The organism is Ruegeria sp. CDSB114 (assembly GCF_059611025.1).
Map to the genome: position 1 here is coordinate 116,066 of NZ_JBXWOT010000002.1, position 16,487 is coordinate 132,552.

The following is a 16,487-nucleotide window of genomic DNA, read 5'->3' on the forward strand; positions in this document are numbered from 1 at the left end:
GAAAAATGGGCAATGGCGGCGTCGTGAAGGCTCTGCCATTGCCTCTTTCTGGTCAAAGCCCTAGCTTATTGCGCAACCGACAATCGCAAGGCAGGAATTTGGTGACTTTTCTCATTCGTCGCACAGCGCTGGCTGTGCTGTTTACCACGTCATTCGCCATTCCGGCTTATGCCGACACTGGGTTCGGTGCGTATCTTGCCGGGCGTCAGGCGATTTTTCAGGACGACTATACGGCGGCTGAGAAATATTTTGCGCAAGCATTGCGCGCAGATCCTCAAAACGACCGGTTGCTGGAGAATGTCGTCGTTGCGCGCTTGTCGCTGGGTGAGGTTAAGCGCGCTTTGCCGATTGCCCAAACCATCGAAGAGTTAGGCCTGCCCAACCAGCCCGCGAAAATGGCGATTGCCGCTAATCTGGTGGCTGAAGGCAAGCTGGATGAACTGCTTGCCCGCGACCCCGAAACGCAAGGCGTCGGGCCGCTGGTTGACGGGTTAATATTGGGCTGGGCCCATATGGGCCAGGGTGCGATGACCAGCGCGCTGGAGCAGTTTGACCAAGTTGCAGCGCAGGAAGGTCTGCGCGAGTTCGCGCTTTACCACAAAGCTTTGGCACTGGCCTCGGTCGGAGACTTTGAAGGTGCCGAGGCAGTCTTTGCGGCCGATAATGGTGTTGTGGCGCGATTTACCCGCCGCGCAGCGCTGGCACGGACCGAGGTTCTGTCGCAGCTGGACCGCAATGAGGATGCGCTGCAGTTTCTGGATGACGTGTTCGAGTCGGGCTCTGATCCCTCGATTGAAGGGTACGAATCGCGTCTGAGCGCTGGCGAAACGCTGCCCTTTACTCATGTCCGCACATCGCAGGACGGTATCGCAGAAGTGTTCTTTTCCGTGGGAGCCGCGCTCAGCAGTGAGGCGGCTGAGAATTACGTCCTGCTTTATGCGCAGGTCGCAGCCTTTCTGCGCCCGGATCACGTGGACGCAATCTTGTTGAGTGCCGAACTTTTGGACGAGTTGGAGCAATACGATCTTGCCGTCGAAGCCTATCGCAAAGTGCCCGCGAGCAGCAGTGACTATCACGCTGCTGAACTGGGCCGGGCCGAGGTGCTTGTCACGGCAGGCAAAACCGATGCGGCGGAAGAAGTCTTGCAGACCCTTGCGACGCAGAGACCGGATCTGCCAAGTGTTCACGTGGCGCTGGCTGATTTGCAAAGACGTGAAGAAAACTATGCTGCGGCTGTCGAAACCTATAGCACAGCGATTGAATTGATTGATGCTGATGGTGGCGGCAACTGGTTCCTGCACTACGCCCGTGGTATCTCGTACGAGCGACTAAAGCAGTGGGACAATGCTGAGGCCGATTTTCGCCGTGCGCTAGAACTTAACCCCGACCAACCGCAGGTCCTGAATTATCTGGGTTATTCGCTTGTAGAACGGCGCGAAAATCTGGACGAAGCGCTTGGCATGATCGAACGCGCCGTTGCCGCACGCCCTGGTAGCGGCTATATCGTTGACAGCTTGGGATGGGTTCTGTTTCGACTGGGCCGCTATGAAGAGGCGGTCGAGCATATGGAGCGTGCCGTCGAGCTGATGCCGGTAGACCCAGTGGTGAATGATCACCTGGGTGACGTTTACTGGGCTGTGGGCCGCGCACGCGAAGCCGAGTTCCAGTGGAAGCGGGCATTGTCTTTCATTGACCTCGAAGACGCCGATGGTGAGGCCGACCCCGAGCGTATTCGCCGCAAGATCGAGGTCGGGCTAGACGAGGTTCTGATCGAAGAAGGTGCCGCGCCGCTGAAGGTCGCCAATGAAGGCTAAGGCTTTCGCGCCCGCCAAGATCAACCTTACCTTGCACGTCACCGGCCAGCGCGTGGACGGCTATCACCTGTTGGATTCGCTCGTGGTGTTTGCCGATCTGGGCGATACGCTGCATTTCACCGCAGGTGAGGCGCTGTCGATCTCTGTCACCGGCGAACATGCGGCGGGTGTGCCAAGCGATAGTCGCAATCTGGTGTGGAAAGCCGCCGAGGCTGCAGGCTGGACTGGGCATATTGACCTGAACAAAGTGCTGCCGCATGGGGGCGGGATCGGTGGCGGTTCTTCCGATGCCGCCGCAACTTTGCGGATGATAGAAGATGAGGGTGGAGCTATTCCGCCGGGAACTGCGCTGCGCCTAGGGGCGGATGTTCCTGTTTGCACGTCGGCCAGTCCCAACCGTATGCGCGGCATCGGAGAACGTTTGGACCCAGTCACGCTCCCGCATCTACCGGCCTTGTTGGTCAACCCGGGCGTAGAGGTTCCAACGCCTGCGATATTCGCGGCTTTGGAATGCAGGGAAAACCCGCCCATGGCAGAGGATATCCCGGTATTTGAGGGGCCTCAGGATTGTGCCGAATGGCTGGGGAAACAGCGAAACGACCTGGAAGGTCCAACCACATCGCTGGCCCCCGAAGTCGCGCAGGTGCTGGACGCGCTGAGCGATACAAAAGCGGCGCTGTTGGCGCGCATGTCAGGGTCAGGATCGACCTGTTTCGCGCTGTATCCGACCATGAAAGCTGCCCATTTCGCCGCCTATGAGATCGGCGCAGCCCACCCCGACTGGTGGTGCCGTGCGGTTCAGCTTAACTAAGGCGCGCGACAACGAAGTCTGCCAAATCGCTCAGCAGGGTGCGGACCTCATGGTCGGGCAGGATGCCTAGCGACGCCTTAGCCTTGTTGGCCCAGCCAAGCGCATCTTTTCGCGTCGCCGCAAGCGTGCCGTATTTACCCATGAGACCAAGAGCGGTTTCGAGGTCACCGCTCTCTTGACGGCCCCGGCCTATGGTGCGCTGCCAGAAGGCTCGTTCTTCGGGGGTGGCCTGCGCCACCGCCTTGATCACAGGCAGCGTCAGCTTACGCTCGCGGAAGTCGTCGCCGACATTCTTGCCGGTCGCTTTGCTGTCACCCTGATAATCCAGCAGGTCATCAGCGATCTGGAAGGCAATCCCCAGCGCATCGCCATAATCGAAGAGCGCCTTGACCTGGGCCTCTGACGCTTGGGCGATGACCCCGCCCACCTCGGTTGCGGCTGAGAACAAGGCTGCGGTCTTGCCGCGCACAACCTGAAGATAGATGGCCTCATCCGTGCCCAGATCGGTTGCAGCAGTCATCTGTAGCACTTCGCCCTCGGCGATTGTGGCAGACGCATTGGCAAGGATGTCCAGAACCCTAAGAGACCCGGTCTCGACCATTAGCTGGAAGCTGCGTGAGAACAGGTAATCCCCAACCAGAACGCTGGATTTGTTGTCCCAAAGCAGATTCGCTGTTGGCCGTCCGCGCCTTTGTGCGCTTTCGTCGACAACATCGTCATGCAACAGGGTCGCGGTGTGGATGAACTCAACCGTTGCCGCCAGACGCAAATGATGGTCCCCGGCATAGTCGAACAGCCGCGCCGCGGCCAGTGTCAGCATCGGACGCAGGCGCTTGCCACCCGCTTCGACCAAATGTGCGGTGACTTCGGGAATGCGGGGCGCGTGTTCTGAGGCCATGCGCGTGCGTATCAGGTCATTGACCGCGTCCATTTCACCCGAAAGAATCTCGGCCAGCCGCTCATGCGGTTTTGAGACTGTGCTGATGTTCATCACACTCCTGATACAAGGCTCGACTTCCGCCTCACCTTGCCCTTACATCCATCCCCATGAAAGAACTTTTGCGCAGCACTGATCCGACGATCCTGGCCTTTGCATCCGCCCTACTTCAGGGCGAGGATATAGACTGCTTTCAGATGGACGTAAATATGAGCATCCTAGAAGGCGGCATTGGTATTTTCCCCCGGCGCCTTATGGTGCGGACCGATGATTTGACCCGCGCGGAACGGGTGATGCGCGACAATGAGATCCCGCTGGGCCGATGACGCAATTCACTGACCCAGAGCTAAGTTTGAACGACTTTCTGAATGGGCGCGTTCGGCTTTGGCAGCCCTTGTCCGGCTATCGCGCCGGGGTCGATCCTGTGTTGCTGGCGGCAGCGGTACCGGCCAAGGCTGGGCAATCCGTGCTTGAGCTGGGATGCGGCGCTGGTGCCGCCATCTTGTGCCTGATGGCGCGCGTGCCGGGATTGAACGCCACGGGTGTTGAGCTGCAATCGCCCTATGCCGATCTGGCCACCCGCAACGCGGATCAGAATGCGCAGGCGCTGACAGTGGTGCAGGCCGATCTGAGCAAACTGCCCGCTGAACTGAAACAACAGCAGTTCGATCATGTGATTGCGAATCCGCCCTATTACTTGGCCGGTGCCCACAGCCCTGCGGCGGACTCGGGTCGCGGAATTGCCTTGGGCGAGGATACACCGTTGCGCGATTGGTTCGATTGTGCGGCAAAGCGCCTTGCACCGCGGGGCTATCTGCACATGATCCAAAAGGCCGATCGGTTGCCAGACATGCTGTCAGCCTGTGCGGGGCGGCTTGGCTCAGTCGAGGTTCTGCCTCTGGCCGCGCGGGCTGGTCGGAAGGCTGAATTGATGATCCTTAGGGCCAGAAAAGGCGGTCGGGCAGCGTTCCAACTGCATGCCCCGCTGATTTTGCACAAGGGTGTGCGCCACGAAAAAGACGGCGAAAGCTATACCTCTCAGATATCGTCCGTTTTGCGCGACGGTGCTGCGCTGAACGGGTTTTCGGATCAATAGGCGCCAACCAGCCGAATTTGTCAGATTTATTATAGAATCTGTGCGTCTGCAGCGTGACAGGCTGGAAACGATGTGCTCAACTTCCTACGTTATTCAGAGACACCAATGAAGGAGTATCGCCATGAGCGTGAGCGCACATCTGACGGAACTGAAGAAGAAGCACGAAACTCTCGGTCTCGAAGTAGAACAAGCCCAGCGCGCGCCAGGCATCGACGATCTCCATATCGCTCAACTCAAGAAACAGAAGCTAAGGCTTAAGGAAGAGATAGAGCGACTTTCCAGTTAACTTTTAAGGCTGGCGCGCGCGGCTATGGCCGCGCCGCCGGTGACCAGGATGGCTGCGATTGCCAGACCCCAGGATGGGGCTGCGATCCCGGCAACCACCAAAACGACGGTAGACAACAGGGGCGCTGCATAAGAGGCGGTGCCAAGAATCTGAATGTCGCCTTGTTTGACCCCGATATCCCAGACATAGAACGCCAGACCGACAGGCCCCAGCCCAAGTGCCGCGATCGAGGCCCAGCCAAAGGCCGTGTCCGGCCAAACGGTTTCTTCGATGGCTAGATGCAGACCACCCGAGGCGATGGCGGTAAAGATGCAGAACACAGCGACAGAGCTTGTGGGGGTATCCCCAAGACGACGGGACATAACGGAATAGCCCGACCAGGTCAGAGCACACAGCAGCGCCAGCCCGTAACCGGGTAGGTGGCTGGCCTGAAATCCTGCGCCACCACCCCCGGCGATGATCACAGCGGCCCCAGCAAAGCCCAGGCAGGCTCCGATCAGGTGCCCTGCACGCAGATGCTCGCCCGGTAGCAAACCTGAGAACAGCACAATCAACAGGGGCCAGAGATAGGCAATCAGCCCGGCCTCGGCTGCAGGGGCCATGCGCAGGGCCGAGAAGTAGAGTGCGTGATAGCCAAACAACCCGATGGTGCCAAACAGATAGGTGGTCCAACGCACGGACCGCAACTGCCCCAGCCCGCCATTGGCCCAGGCCCAGACCAGCCCCAGCGTACCCCCGATCGAGAAGCAGATCGTATTCAGCAACAGCGCAGGAACCGGTGCTGAACCGACGGTGAACAGGGCTAGAAGGGACCAAAGCAAAACAGCGACAAAACCGATTGCTGTCGCGGTCATTTTACTCATTCAACGGTCACCTCTTTGACAGGGATAATTTTGAACTCACCCCAGATATTTGAGGTTCTTTCGATCTCTGCCAAATACCAGTCCCGAAAGGCAGCAATCTGCGCAAGGTTTTCCCGACCGGGCAGGCAAACAAACGAAAATCGGGCATCGGTTTCGATCGCAATCTTGAACGGGGTTACAAGCCTGCCCTCAAGCACATCTTTGATGAGCAGCGGTCGTCGACCAAGGAGAACACCGATCCCGGCGCAGGCCGCATCGATCGAATGCTCTACATTCGAAAATTGCATGCCATGTGGCTCAAACCCATTGATTCCGACAGCTTTGAACCAAGCGGGCCAATCACAAGGTGGTTGAAGAAAACTGTCATATTCATTGATAACCAGCGGGGCATCGACAAGGCTCTCAGGAGTGGGAAACTGCTCGGCAAGGGCGGGGGTCATTGCAGGGGTCAACCATTCCTTGCGAGCATGAACAGCATAAAGATCACCATATTCCCCATAACCGAAACGGATCGCGACGTCGGCTTCATTACGGTGCAGATCAACCATCTGGAGCGATGTTGAGATGCGCAGATTAATCTCAGGATAAGCCTTGGCGAAATCATAGAGTCTCGGGGCAAGCCATTTCGCTGTCAGGGCCGGCCCCGCCGCAACGGTAAGCGTGGTTTCATCCTGAAGTCTGCGTGTCGCACTCCATGCAGCTAGCAAAGTGCTAAACCCTTCGGCGGCTCCTGGTGCGAGCTTTCGCCCAGCTTCGGTTAGCTCCACCGCTCGATTAAGGCGGTGAAACAGGGGGCGACCCAGATGTTCCTCAAGAGATTTGATCTGAAACGACAGCGCCGCGGGTGTTACATGCAGCTCTGCTGCGGCCTTGGCGAAAGACATGTGCCGGGCGGCTGCATCAAAGGCGCGCAAAGCGGTCAATGGGGGCAGGTAATCGCTCATAGTATAGAAATTCTTAACTGACCCTTCAAAACAGCTCGTTTGTAGCTTTTTCAGGTAGGGATCATATTGGCTGCAAGTCAAGTAAAACTGTTTTGAGTTGAGAGGCTGCCATGATTGAGATGACAACAAATCCAGCTGCACAATCGGCGATTCTGCGCGCGCATGAGGCGCGGGGCAAAGCGGTTCTGAATGTGTTGAAGTGGATTTTCGGTTCCCGCTGATCGCAGCGCGCGCGGTCTTACGGGATAAAAGAAGGGCCGGTTCTGCTTAGAACCGGCCCGCTTGCATTTTGACAGCCAACTTAGGCGAAGAACTGAGCACCATTGGCCGAGATGGTCGATCCGTTGATGAATTGCGAGTCTTCAGAGGCCAAGAAAGCAACGCAGCGTGCGATCTCTTCCGGTTCGCCCAGTCGGCCCGCTGGAATCTGGCTGATGATGGAATCACGAACCTTCTCGGGGACAGCCATGACCATTTCGGTTGCGATATAGCCGGGGCAGATAGCGTTGGCGGTGATGCCCGCGCGCGCGCCTTCCTGCGCCAGCGACTTCACGATTCCCAGGTCACCCGCCTTGGTTGCGGCATAGTTCACCTGAGCGAACTGACCCTTTTGACCGTTGATCGAGCTGATGACGATGACACGGCCAAACTTGCGCTCACGCATGCCGGGCCAAACCGGGTGAACGGTGTTGAATACGCCGGTTAGGTTGGTGTCGATCACCTGATGCCACTGCTCGGGTGTCATTTTGTGGAATGGGGCGTCCTTGGTGATGCCGGCATTGGCAACAACGATGTCGATCGGGCCAATCTCGGCTTCGACCTTTTCGATGCCCGCTTTGGATTCGTCATAATCCGCAACGTTCCATTTGTAGGTGGCGATTCCGGTCTCGTCGGTGAAATTCGCGGCGGCTTCGTCGTTCCCCGCGTAGGTGGCTGCAACATTGTACCCTTCGGCCTTAAGCGCCTTGGAAATTGCTGCGCCAATGCCGCGGGAACCGCCGGTGACGAGTGCTGTTCGTGCCATTTAGGAATCCTCCAATTTAAGTCGTCTTGGTAATGCTGTTACTATTCCGAACCAAACAGCGCAACAATATTGCGCAGGCAAGTTGCCGCAGCGCTGAGGTTTTTGGTTTCGCCTCAGGGTAGTGTGAGGCCACGATCTTTACCCAATGCACGGCAATAGTCGATCCAGTCATTATTTTCGTTCAGCAGAGCCAATTTGCCAAAGCGATCCTGCCATGTCTCGGACAATCGAACCTGCGCGGACTGGATGTGTTTGTAGGGGTTCTTAATGCCTTCCTTTGCGGCCTGATCACGAGCTTCCACAACGAATAACGCCGCGCTGGCAAGCGCGGCGTCTGTGGTTGTTTGGTTGTTGTTCCGGCGTGCTCTCAGCTCGGCCAGCTCTGTAAAGATGACGCTGCACTCCGTCAGGCTGGTCGAAAGCGGTTGACGGTTCTGTGCGTCTGCGGCCCCTGCAAAGCAAATCACAAGGGCCGAAATAAGAGTGGGCCGAGAAGGCATTGTTAGATCAGTCGCGCTCGACACATAGGGCAACGCCCATGCCGCCACCGATGCACAGAGTCGCCAGACCTTTTTTCGCGTCCCGCCGCTTCATTTCGAACAACAGAGTGTTCAGAACGCGGCAGCCCGAAGCGCCGATCGGGTGACCGATGGCAATGGCGCCGCCATTGACGTTCACGATGGACGGGTCCCAGCCCATGTCTTTGTTCACGGCACAAGCTTGTGCGGCAAAGGCTTCGTTGGCTTCGATCAGATCCAGATCGTCAACCGACCAGCCCGCCTTTTCCAGCGCCTTGCGCGAGGCATAGATCGGGCCGACGCCCATAATCGACGGGTCCAGACCAGCGGTAGCATAAGATGCAATCCGCGCCAGAGGTTCAATCCCGCGCTTTTCGGCATTTGCCGCCGACATCAGCAGGGTCGCAGCCGCGCCGTCGTTCAGGCCCGAGGCATTGGCGGCGGTGACCGATCCGTCCTTAGCAAAAGCCGGGCGCAGTTTGGCCATGGCTTCCATGGTTGCGCCGTGGCGGATGTATTCGTCTTTGTCCATCACGATGTCACCCTTGCGGGTCTTGATGGTAAAGGGGGTGATCTCATCGGCGAATTTGCCTGCCTTCTGCGCAGCTTCGGCCTTGTTCTGGCTTGCGACGGCGAATTCATCCTGCATATCGCGGCTGATCTGCCACTTTTCAGCAACGTTTTCGGCGGTTTGACCCATGTGATACCCGTTGAACGCATCCCACAGTCCATCGCGGATCATTGTGTCGATATACTTCATGTCGCCCATCTTTTGGCCGGCGCGCAGAGCGGCGGCATGGGGCGACAGGGTCATGTTCTCTTGCCCGCCAGCAGCGACGATATCAGCATCGCCCAGTTGGATATGCTGTGCGCCCAGTGCCACGGCGCGCAGGCCGGATCCGCAGACCTGGTTGATGCCCCAGGCCGCGCTTTCCTGCGGCAGACCGGCGTTGATATGCGCCTGACGCGCCGGGTTCTGACCCTGGGCTGCGGTCAGAACCTGACCCAAAATTGTCTCGCTGACTTCGCCTTTTTCGATTCCGGCGCGTTCGACTACGGCTTCAAGAACGGCTGTGCCCAAATCATGGGCTGCGGTGTTCGCAAACGAACCACCAAAGCTGCCGACGCCTGTACGTGCGGCGGATGCGATAACTACATTGGTCATTATGATCAGTCCTTTACCGACATGGTCCGGCGGAATGTCTGACGGCGCAGGTCGAGAGGTTCCCCCCGCAACAAGAGCGCCCCGTAATCCCCCGCTCAAGTATCACTGCAATAGCGCAATGCTGCATTTGCAGCAACGGGCAGCTTGTCTCAGGACCCAAGGTCCCTGGTTTTTTGGGGTTAACCCGCCGATTTCTGTTCGTTTTCCGTTTTCCAGGGCGCAGAAACCGTAGGTGCGCCGAACAGAAATCCTTGCAGACAATCGACACCATTGGCCACCAAAAACTCAGCATCCGCTTTGGTTTCGACCGATTCGGCCGTGACCAGAATCTCAAATTCCCTTGCAACTGCGATCAGGGCACGAACCAGCGCCTGATTATCCGGGTTTTCACTGATGCCGCGGATGAACTGGCCATCAATCTTGGCGGCATCAAAAAGAAACTCGCGGAAATGGCGGAAGCAGAAATTGCTGGCACCAAAATCATCCAGCGCAAATGCAACGCCACGTGGTTGCAACCGGTCCATGAAATCGACCACGAGTTCCGGCACGGTCATGGCCGAACTTTCGGATATTTCAAGGATCAGCCTTTCACCGATACTGGCATCTTTTTTCATGAACCGGTCAAGAACACGCGACCAACGTCCATATCCGATCGACCGTGCGGACATATTGATCGACATGCGGATGTCCGGGGTGCGCGCCAATGTGCGCAGGCCCATTTCAAGCGCGATGCAGTCCAATTCGCGGCCAATCGGGGTGTTTTCAAGCTGAGGCATAAATTCGCGTGCCGGGATGACACGACCGGTTTCATCCAGCACCCGGATGAAGCCTTCGTAGAAGGCGATACCATGTGGCGCGTTAGCCTGCATGACCGGTTGAAAGGCCAGTTTGCACTGTTTGTGTTTGACAGCATCCGTAGCCATCTGGATCGTTGAGTTGTCGCGCGACAACACAGCCGCGTTTAACGGGCTGTCTGATCCTTCGGGTAAATCTGCCAGTTTCCTGTCCCGCATGATCGAAATCGCTTCCCTACCGTCGTCGGTCAGGATCCAATTTCAGGGCAAAGATGTGAATCTGCGGTTAATGGAAATGAAAATGTCAGCGGGCTGCGTCCAGAACACGTCCCAGAGATCTAGCGGCACCAATAACTGCGCCCGTAAATCCCAGCACCATCATGGCCAGTCCAAACGCGATCAGCGTTGCGGTCCCGGCGGCCAGCGCTGTCAGCATTGCGAGAAGCAGGCCTATCAGTCCTAAAACTGTGGAAAATGTTGTCCAACGGGTCATGATAATCTCCGGTCACTCGTAATGCACATCGTTTGGATATGTGCAGGCTGAGCTAATTTTCAAGAAAATCAGCACGTGACCGGCGGATTCAAGCTTGTTTTGCTTCGGATTTGTGCGTTTCGGTCTCAAAATGCTCAAATCCGGGCGTCCCTCGATCCCTGGGGTTGCGCGAGATATGCTTGGCTTTGATCTGCTCCGAGCTATCCCGGCTGCCGTCATGGCTGTAACCGGGTGGGGCAAAGCAATAGGCCAACCGCTGGCGCAAAGTTAGCCCCGATTGCGTGGCATCCTGCCAGATTCCGACCCATTCGTGAAAGGCGACGCGCAACGGGTTGAAGGTTCCGATATTGTGAACCAACCCATAGTCGACTTTGTCATCGATCTGCTCTGGCACAAAGGTGCCGAACATCTTGTCCCAGATGATGAACACGCCGGCATAGTTGCAATCCAGATAGCGCGCGTTGCGGCCATGATGGGCGCGGTGGTGGCTGGGGGTGTTCATAACCGCCTCGAACCAGCGGGGCATCTTGCCGATGGCCTCGGTGTGAATCCAGAACTGATAGATCAGGTTCAGACCGCCGACAAACAGAACCATTGCCGGATGAAACCCCAGCAGGATCAGCGGCGCGCGCACGACCATCATGAAGGTGAATGTATAAGTCCAGGTCTGACGCAACGCCGTGGTCAGGTTGTAATGCTGAGAGCTATGATGGTTCACATGGCTGGCCCAGACCCAACGGATGCGATGCCCGAACCGATGCACCCAATAGTAACGCAAATCGTCCAGCAAAAAGCACAGGATAATCACCGGGATCGAGGTGCCCAGGTTCAGCGGAGTAATCTGCCACAACCACATAAAGAACCCGTAGGCGATGAAACCGAGCAGAAACCCCGAGGCAATATTGCCCGCGCCCATGATCAGCGAGGTGACCGCATCCCGCGTTTCATAGCGCCCGCCCCGGCCTTTGAAAGCGATCCAGACGAACTCGGCCAGAATTGCGGCGATAAAGAACGGGACTGCCCATTGCACGGCATCGGGAAAGGAAATCTGGTCGGTCATGCGGGCTCCATCAGGTGTCGCCAGTGGGCGCGTTCGATGTCATCGAGGTGGATGCGGGTTGAGGGGGTTCCGAAATCATGAAACTGAACTTCGAATCCGTCCGGATGCTCGATCCAGTCATAATCCTGCAGGTGGCGGGCCACGGTATCCGCGCCGAACGACCACAAAAGGCCCGAACCGGTTGTGGTTCGGATCAGCGCGGAACGTTGGTCATGCGCTACGGTTACATCTGCGATCACGTCATCTGGGAAATGGCGCGACCATTGCGCGCGCGCCAGATCAGGCGTCAGGGCGAACTGCCGCGAACGGCCCGTCAGATGCAGCAGAATAGTAATTCCGCCGATCCCCCCAACGACCAGAACCAACAATATCTCCAGCGGCATGACATCCTCCTGACCGACAAACTGCAAAGCAGATGCGCGGCTGTCAAAGGTGGCGTCGCGTAAGCTGGAATTGGACCTGTGGCACCGGTTGGGAATCACGGCGCCCTTGTAAAGAGGTCAGTTGGTAATCGTATAGGTCCCCCCGGAATCACCCTTGCCCTTGTTGCGGGTAAAGGTCACCTGGTTCCCTTCTATCGTTACTTTCTGGCAATCCTGCGGGATCTGATTTCCGCCAACAACAAGCGTTCGGCACCAAAAACGTTTGTTCCAGATCCACGCGCCCGAGAATTTGACCTTGTCGCTGGTTTGCCCGGAAATCTTCCCGTCGAGTGAAATAAGCACCCAGGTGCCGCCATCCACCAGTTTCTTACCGGTGACAGCATTCAGAAAATCTTGTTCTTTCTTGATGTCTTTGGCCTCGGCAACCAATGCCGAGCCCAAAACCAGACAGACAGCAATGGCCAGAGTGAATACGTTCTTCATAAAGAAAGCCTCCTCGCTACAACGACGGGGAGGCTATCATAAATTCAGGACTTCAGGAAAACGACCTTAGCTTTCTTCCGCGACCAGTGCCGCAATAATCGCCTTGGCACTGTCTGAATTCCACTCGGCATCCCCGATCAGGCGGGCGACTTCATTGCCATCGGGGTCAAGAATGACCGTGATTGGCAGGGCAATGACACCGAACTCACGTGCCACAGCCGAGCCTGGATCTTGATGGCGCGGCAGGTTCTCGATGTTGTTTTCCTCGAAAAACTTCTTGATCCCCGCGGGTGAGTTGCGCCCGGTGGCCAATGTCAGGACTTCGAATTTGTCACCCCCGAATTCCGCCTGCAACTCGGCGATCTGAGGCATTTCCTTGCGGCACGGTGCGCACCATGTGGCCCAAAAGTTCAGCAGAACGTATTTGCCCTGATAGTCGGCAAGCGTTGCGGTGCCACCGTCATCTTCCAACTGAAATTCGACCAAGGTGTGCGGTTTGGGCTCTTTGTGCAGGATCAACCGCTTCAGGGTGCCTTCGCGCAGCGGACCCAGAGTTTCCGCATCTGTGGCCAAAGCCGCGTTTGCACCTAGCGCAAGGGCCATATAAAGGGGGATCAGACGAAATAGGCGCATATCAACTCCGGGTTTTCTTACATGACCGATCAATCTTCGAACCAGATGTGGGGCGGCCGCTTTGCCGCCGGTCCAGACGCGATCATGGAGGCAATCAATGTCTCGATCGGGTTCGATCAGCGGATGGCAGCCCAGGACATTGCAGGCTCGCGCGCCCATGCCGCCATGTTGGCTGCCACAGGCGTTATAACTGATAGTGATGCTGAAGCTATTCGGGAAGGGCTGCTCACCGTATTGTCAGAAATTCAGAGCGGGGCGTTCCAGTTCTCGACCGCGCTGGAAGACATCCACATGAATGTCGAGGCACGGCTGAAAGAGGTCATTGGCGAACCTGCAGGCCGTTTGCACACAGGCCGGTCGCGCAATGACCAGGTGGCGACCGATTTCAAACTTTGGGTCCGCGATCAGTTTGATGCGGCTGAATCCGGCCTGCTGGCCCTGATCCGCGCGCTTTTGGCGCAGGCTGAGGCTGGCGCTGATTGGGTTATGCCCGGCTTTACGCATCTGCAAACCGCCCAGCCTGTGACCTGGGGTCATCACATGATGGCTTATGTCGAAATGTTCGGGCGTGATCTGTCCCGCGTCCGCGATGCCCGCGCGCGGATGAACGAATCCCCACTGGGGGCTGCCGCGCTGGCTGGAACCTCGTTCCCTATTGATCGGGTCATGACCGCCGAGGCGCTGGGCTTTGACCGTCCCGCTGCCAATTCGCTGGACGCCGTCAGTGACCGCGATTTTGCGCTGGAATTTCTGTCAACTGCTTCGATCTGTGCAATGCACCTGTCGCGCTTTGCCGAAGAACTGGTGATCTGGTCTTCTGCCCAGTTCCGCTTTGTCACCCTGTCTGACCGTTTTTCGACAGGCTCGTCTATCATGCCGCAAAAGAAGAACCCGGATGCGGCAGAACTGATCCGAGCCAAGGTTGGGCGCATCTATGGCGCCAATACCGCGCTGATGATGGTGATGAAGGGTCTGCCACTGGCCTATTCCAAGGACATGCAGGAAGACAAGGAACAGGTCTTTGACGCCGCCGATAACTGGATGCTGGCGCTGGCTGCAATGGAAGGCATGGTCAAGGACATGACCGCCAACCGCGATAGTCTGGCGGCTGCTGCGGGGTCGGGTTTTTCAACCGCGACCGATCTGGCCGACTGGCTGGTGCGCGTTCTGGGCCTGCCGTTCCGCGATGCCCATCACGTCACCGGATCGCTGGTTGCGATGGCCGAGAGCAAGGGCTGCGATCTGCCGGACCTGACGCTTGCGGATATCCAAACAGTGCATGCGGAGATCACCGATGACGTCTTTTCTGTCCTTACGGTGCAAAATTCGGTAAACTCGCGCCAGTCTTACGGCGGCACGGCACCGGATCAGGTGCGGGCTCAGGTCAAGCGATGGAAGGCGTTGGTGTAATGCGAATTCTGACTGCGGCTCTGTTGATGCTGGCAGGGGTAACCTTGGCCGGATGCGGTGCGGATGGCGAACCGATCCAACCAACGATGAGCGCCAATATCGGCGTCGGCACCAGCGGCGCCTATGTCGGGGGCGGCGTTGGCCTGCAACGCGGCCCCCTGAGCGTTTTTCTCGGGCGGTAGTGTTTCCCGAGTTGCAGTTTCAGCACTCAGTTCCCATTTCAGACCGATCAATGGCGCTCGGCCGTAAACCTTGGAAAAAGAAATGAATATGAAGATTTTAGGCCTGTTCTTTGGCCTCGCCATTCTTGCGGCTTGCGACCCATCCTATAAACCGCGACCCGATCCCGAACCCCAATCCGGCGGATCTGGAATTTCGATATCCGGTTATGGGCGGGTCGGCGTTTCGCATATTGAATGACGCGACACCCCTGTTTGCGTAGAATCCATTGATCCGCCGGGGCATTTTGGTCTAAGCGCGTCTTTATGGATCACTTTCTTTACCGCGACGGCGCGCTTTACGCCGAGGATGTCCCGATCTCCGAAATCGCAACTGCGGTTGGGACACCCTTTTACGTCTATTCGACGGCGACGCTGCTGCGTCATTTCCAGCTGTTCGATGAGGCGTTGGACGGGACCGACCACCTCGTATGTTATGCGATGAAGGCCGCCAGCAATCAGGCGATCCTGAAGACGCTGGCCGAGGCAGGCGCGGGGATGGACGTTGTTTCGGGTGGGGAATACTTGCGGGCCAAAGCTGCCGGAGTGCCCGGCGATAAGATCGTGTTTTCGGGCGTTGGCAAAACAGCCGAAGAAATTCGCACCGCTCTGACCGGTGGCATTCGTCAGTTCAACGTGGAATCCGAACCCGAGATGGAGGTGATCAACGCCGTAGCGCTTGATTTGGGCGTCGTTGCTCCGATCACCGTTAGGGTAAATCCGGATGTGGACGCCAAGACCCATGCCAAAATCGCCACCGGAAAATCCGAGAATAAATTCGGCATTCCGATCGCCCGTGCGTCAGAAGTCTATGCCCACGCTGCCAGCCTGCCCGGGCTGGAGGTCATTGGCATCGACGTCCATATCGGCTCGCAACTGACCGAGCTGGAGCCTTTTGCATTGGCCTATCAAAAGGTTGCTGAGCTGACTGAGACGCTGCGCAATGAGGGTCACAATATTCGCCGCCTTGATCTGGGTGGGGGGTTGGGCATTCCTTATGCGCGTTCGAACGACGCGCCGCCGCTGCCTTTGGAATACGGTGCGCTGATCAAAGACACTCTGGGTCATCTGGGATGCGAAATCGAAATAGAGCCGGGCCGCCTGATTGCCGGTAATGCTGGTTTGATGGTCAGCAAAGTGATTTATGTGAAATCCGGCGAGGGCCGGGATTTCCTGATCCTCGACGGTGCCATGAACGACCTGATCCGCCCGGCCATGTACGAAGCCTATCACGATATCGTACCGGTGATCGAACCCGTGCCGGGCACGGAACAGCAACCCTATGATATCGTCGGTCCGGTTTGCGAAAGCGGCGATACATTTGCCAAGCAACGGCAGATGCCGCCACTGGGTGCCGGTGATCTGGTCGCCTTTCGCAGCGCAGGGGCCTATGGCGCGGTCATGTCCAGCGAATACAACACACGGCCCCTGATACCCGAAGTTCTGGTGCACGGAGATCAATTTGCCGTAATTCGTGAACGTCCGAGCTTTGACGAAATCATAAACCGCGATACCATACCCGAGTGGCTCTGACGCAATAGACGCGCGGGCCGGT

21 protein-coding genes are annotated in these 16,487 nt (G+C 57.4%); 9 read left to right on the forward strand and 12 right to left on the reverse strand.

Annotated elements, in window-relative coordinates; all coding sequences use genetic code 11:
* The first annotated feature begins 5 nt into the window (after positions 1-5).
* Together AC2FIP_RS08075 and AC2FIP_RS08080 are read left to right on the forward strand one after the other, a co-directional pair.
* A complete protein-coding gene (locus AC2FIP_RS08075) occupies positions 6-1,814 on the forward strand; it encodes a tetratricopeptide repeat protein (protein ID WP_496696595.1) in 1,809 nt (602 codons plus the stop codon).
* A complete protein-coding gene (locus tag AC2FIP_RS08080; protein ID WP_496785885.1) occupies positions 1,804-2,625 on the forward strand; it encodes a 4-(cytidine 5'-diphospho)-2-C-methyl-D-erythritol kinase in 822 nt (273 codons plus the stop codon). Before AC2FIP_RS08075 ends, AC2FIP_RS08080 begins: the two co-directional genes overlap by 11 nt.
* Here AC2FIP_RS08080 and AC2FIP_RS08085 read toward each other — a convergent pair.
* Positions 2,618-3,616, reverse strand: coding sequence for a polyprenyl synthetase family protein (locus tag AC2FIP_RS08085; RefSeq protein ID WP_496785887.1), 999 nt, complete (start codon positions 3,614-3,616; stop codon positions 2,618-2,620). The genes AC2FIP_RS08080 and AC2FIP_RS08085 overlap by 8 nt on opposite strands.
* 56 nt (positions 3,617-3,672) lie before the next feature.
* On the opposite strand from AC2FIP_RS08085, the gene AC2FIP_RS08090 reads away from it, so the two are divergent.
* The 3 genes from AC2FIP_RS08090 to AC2FIP_RS08100 all read left to right on the forward strand — a co-directional run bounded on the left by AC2FIP_RS08090 (position 3,673) and on the right by AC2FIP_RS08100 (position 4,944).
* Positions 3,673-3,888 (forward strand): putative signal transducing protein, encoded by a 216-nt coding sequence (locus AC2FIP_RS08090; protein WP_142635410.1) that lies wholly within the window; start codon positions 3,673-3,675, stop codon positions 3,886-3,888.
* A complete protein-coding gene (locus AC2FIP_RS08095; RefSeq protein WP_496785889.1) occupies positions 3,885-4,658 on the forward strand; it encodes a tRNA1(Val) (adenine(37)-N6)-methyltransferase in 774 nt (257 codons plus the stop codon). Before AC2FIP_RS08090 ends, AC2FIP_RS08095 begins: the two co-directional genes overlap by 4 nt.
* 121 nt (positions 4,659-4,779) lie before the next feature.
* Positions 4,780-4,944 (forward strand): YdcH family protein, encoded by a 165-nt coding sequence (locus AC2FIP_RS08100; protein WP_142635414.1) that lies wholly within the window; start codon positions 4,780-4,782, stop codon positions 4,942-4,944.
* Here AC2FIP_RS08100 and yddG read toward each other — a convergent pair.
* From yddG to AC2FIP_RS08155, 11 genes are all read right to left on the reverse strand, one after another.
* The gene (gene yddG, locus AC2FIP_RS08105; RefSeq protein WP_496785891.1) at positions 4,941-5,807 is read right to left on the reverse strand and encodes an aromatic amino acid exporter YddG; all 867 of its coding nucleotides are present in this window, start codon (positions 5,805-5,807) and stop codon (positions 4,941-4,943) included. The genes AC2FIP_RS08100 and yddG overlap by 4 nt on opposite strands.
* A complete protein-coding gene (locus AC2FIP_RS08110; protein ID WP_496696594.1) occupies positions 5,804-6,751 on the reverse strand; it encodes a transcriptional regulator GcvA in 948 nt (315 codons plus the stop codon). Before AC2FIP_RS08110 ends, yddG begins: the two co-directional genes overlap by 4 nt.
* Before the next feature lie 301 nt (positions 6,752-7,052).
* Positions 7,053-7,775 carry an acetoacetyl-CoA reductase gene (phbB, locus tag AC2FIP_RS08115; RefSeq protein WP_271948478.1) on the reverse strand — a complete coding sequence of 241 codons (723 nt, stop codon included), beginning with the start codon at positions 7,773-7,775 and terminating at the stop codon, positions 7,053-7,055.
* 113 nt (positions 7,776-7,888) lie between these two features.
* Positions 7,889-8,275, reverse strand: a complete 387-nt coding sequence (locus tag AC2FIP_RS08120) for a hypothetical protein (RefSeq protein ID WP_496785892.1) — start codon at positions 8,273-8,275, stop codon at positions 7,889-7,891.
* 7 nt (positions 8,276-8,282) lie between these two features.
* On the reverse strand, positions 8,283-9,458 hold the full coding sequence (locus tag AC2FIP_RS08125; protein ID WP_142635424.1) for an acetyl-CoA C-acetyltransferase: 1,176 nt from the start codon (positions 9,456-9,458) through the stop codon (positions 8,283-8,285).
* A gap of 179 nt (positions 9,459-9,637) precedes the next feature.
* Positions 9,638-10,471 (reverse strand): EAL domain-containing protein, encoded by an 834-nt coding sequence (locus tag AC2FIP_RS08130; RefSeq protein ID WP_271948473.1) that lies wholly within the window; start codon positions 10,469-10,471, stop codon positions 9,638-9,640.
* An 85-nt stretch (positions 10,472-10,556) separates the two neighbouring features.
* Positions 10,557-10,745 carry a hypothetical protein gene (locus AC2FIP_RS08135; RefSeq protein ID WP_496691815.1) on the reverse strand — a complete coding sequence of 63 codons (189 nt, stop codon included), beginning with the start codon at positions 10,743-10,745 and terminating at the stop codon, positions 10,557-10,559.
* 88 nt (positions 10,746-10,833) lie between these two features.
* Positions 10,834-11,805, reverse strand: coding sequence for a sterol desaturase family protein (locus tag AC2FIP_RS08140; RefSeq protein WP_271948469.1), 972 nt, complete (start codon positions 11,803-11,805; stop codon positions 10,834-10,836).
* Positions 11,802-12,188: a hypothetical protein gene (locus AC2FIP_RS08145; RefSeq protein ID WP_271948467.1), complete on the reverse strand. Its 387-nt coding sequence runs from the start codon at positions 12,186-12,188 to the stop codon at positions 11,802-11,804. The genes AC2FIP_RS08140 and AC2FIP_RS08145 overlap by 4 nt, the downstream gene beginning before the upstream one ends.
* Positions 12,189-12,305: 117 nt before the next feature.
* Positions 12,306-12,671 carry a hypothetical protein gene (locus tag AC2FIP_RS08150; protein ID WP_496785893.1) on the reverse strand — a complete coding sequence of 122 codons (366 nt, stop codon included), beginning with the start codon at positions 12,669-12,671 and terminating at the stop codon, positions 12,306-12,308.
* A gap of 66 nt (positions 12,672-12,737) precedes the next feature.
* The gene (locus tag AC2FIP_RS08155) at positions 12,738-13,304 is read right to left on the reverse strand and encodes a TlpA disulfide reductase family protein (RefSeq protein ID WP_271948463.1); all 567 of its coding nucleotides are present in this window, start codon (positions 13,302-13,304) and stop codon (positions 12,738-12,740) included.
* Between the two features lie 21 nt (positions 13,305-13,325).
* Here AC2FIP_RS08155 and argH point away from each other — a divergent pair, with 21 nt between their 5' ends.
* From argH to lysA, 4 genes are all read left to right on the forward strand, one after another.
* On the forward strand, positions 13,326-14,714 hold the full coding sequence (argH, locus tag AC2FIP_RS08160; protein ID WP_496785895.1) for an argininosuccinate lyase: 1,389 nt from the start codon (positions 13,326-13,328) through the stop codon (positions 14,712-14,714).
* Positions 14,714-14,896, forward strand: coding sequence for an argininosuccinate lyase (locus tag AC2FIP_RS08165; protein ID WP_142635440.1), 183 nt, complete (start codon positions 14,714-14,716; stop codon positions 14,894-14,896). Before argH ends, AC2FIP_RS08165 begins: the two co-directional genes overlap by 1 nt.
* A gap of 82 nt (positions 14,897-14,978) precedes the next feature.
* Positions 14,979-15,134 carry a hypothetical protein gene (locus AC2FIP_RS08170; RefSeq protein WP_185956656.1) on the forward strand — a complete coding sequence of 52 codons (156 nt, stop codon included), beginning with the start codon at positions 14,979-14,981 and terminating at the stop codon, positions 15,132-15,134.
* Positions 15,135-15,199: 65 nt separating this feature from the next.
* A complete protein-coding gene (gene lysA, locus AC2FIP_RS08175) occupies positions 15,200-16,465 on the forward strand; it encodes a diaminopimelate decarboxylase (protein WP_496785896.1) in 1,266 nt (421 codons plus the stop codon).
* Positions 16,466-16,487: the final 22 nt, after the last annotated feature.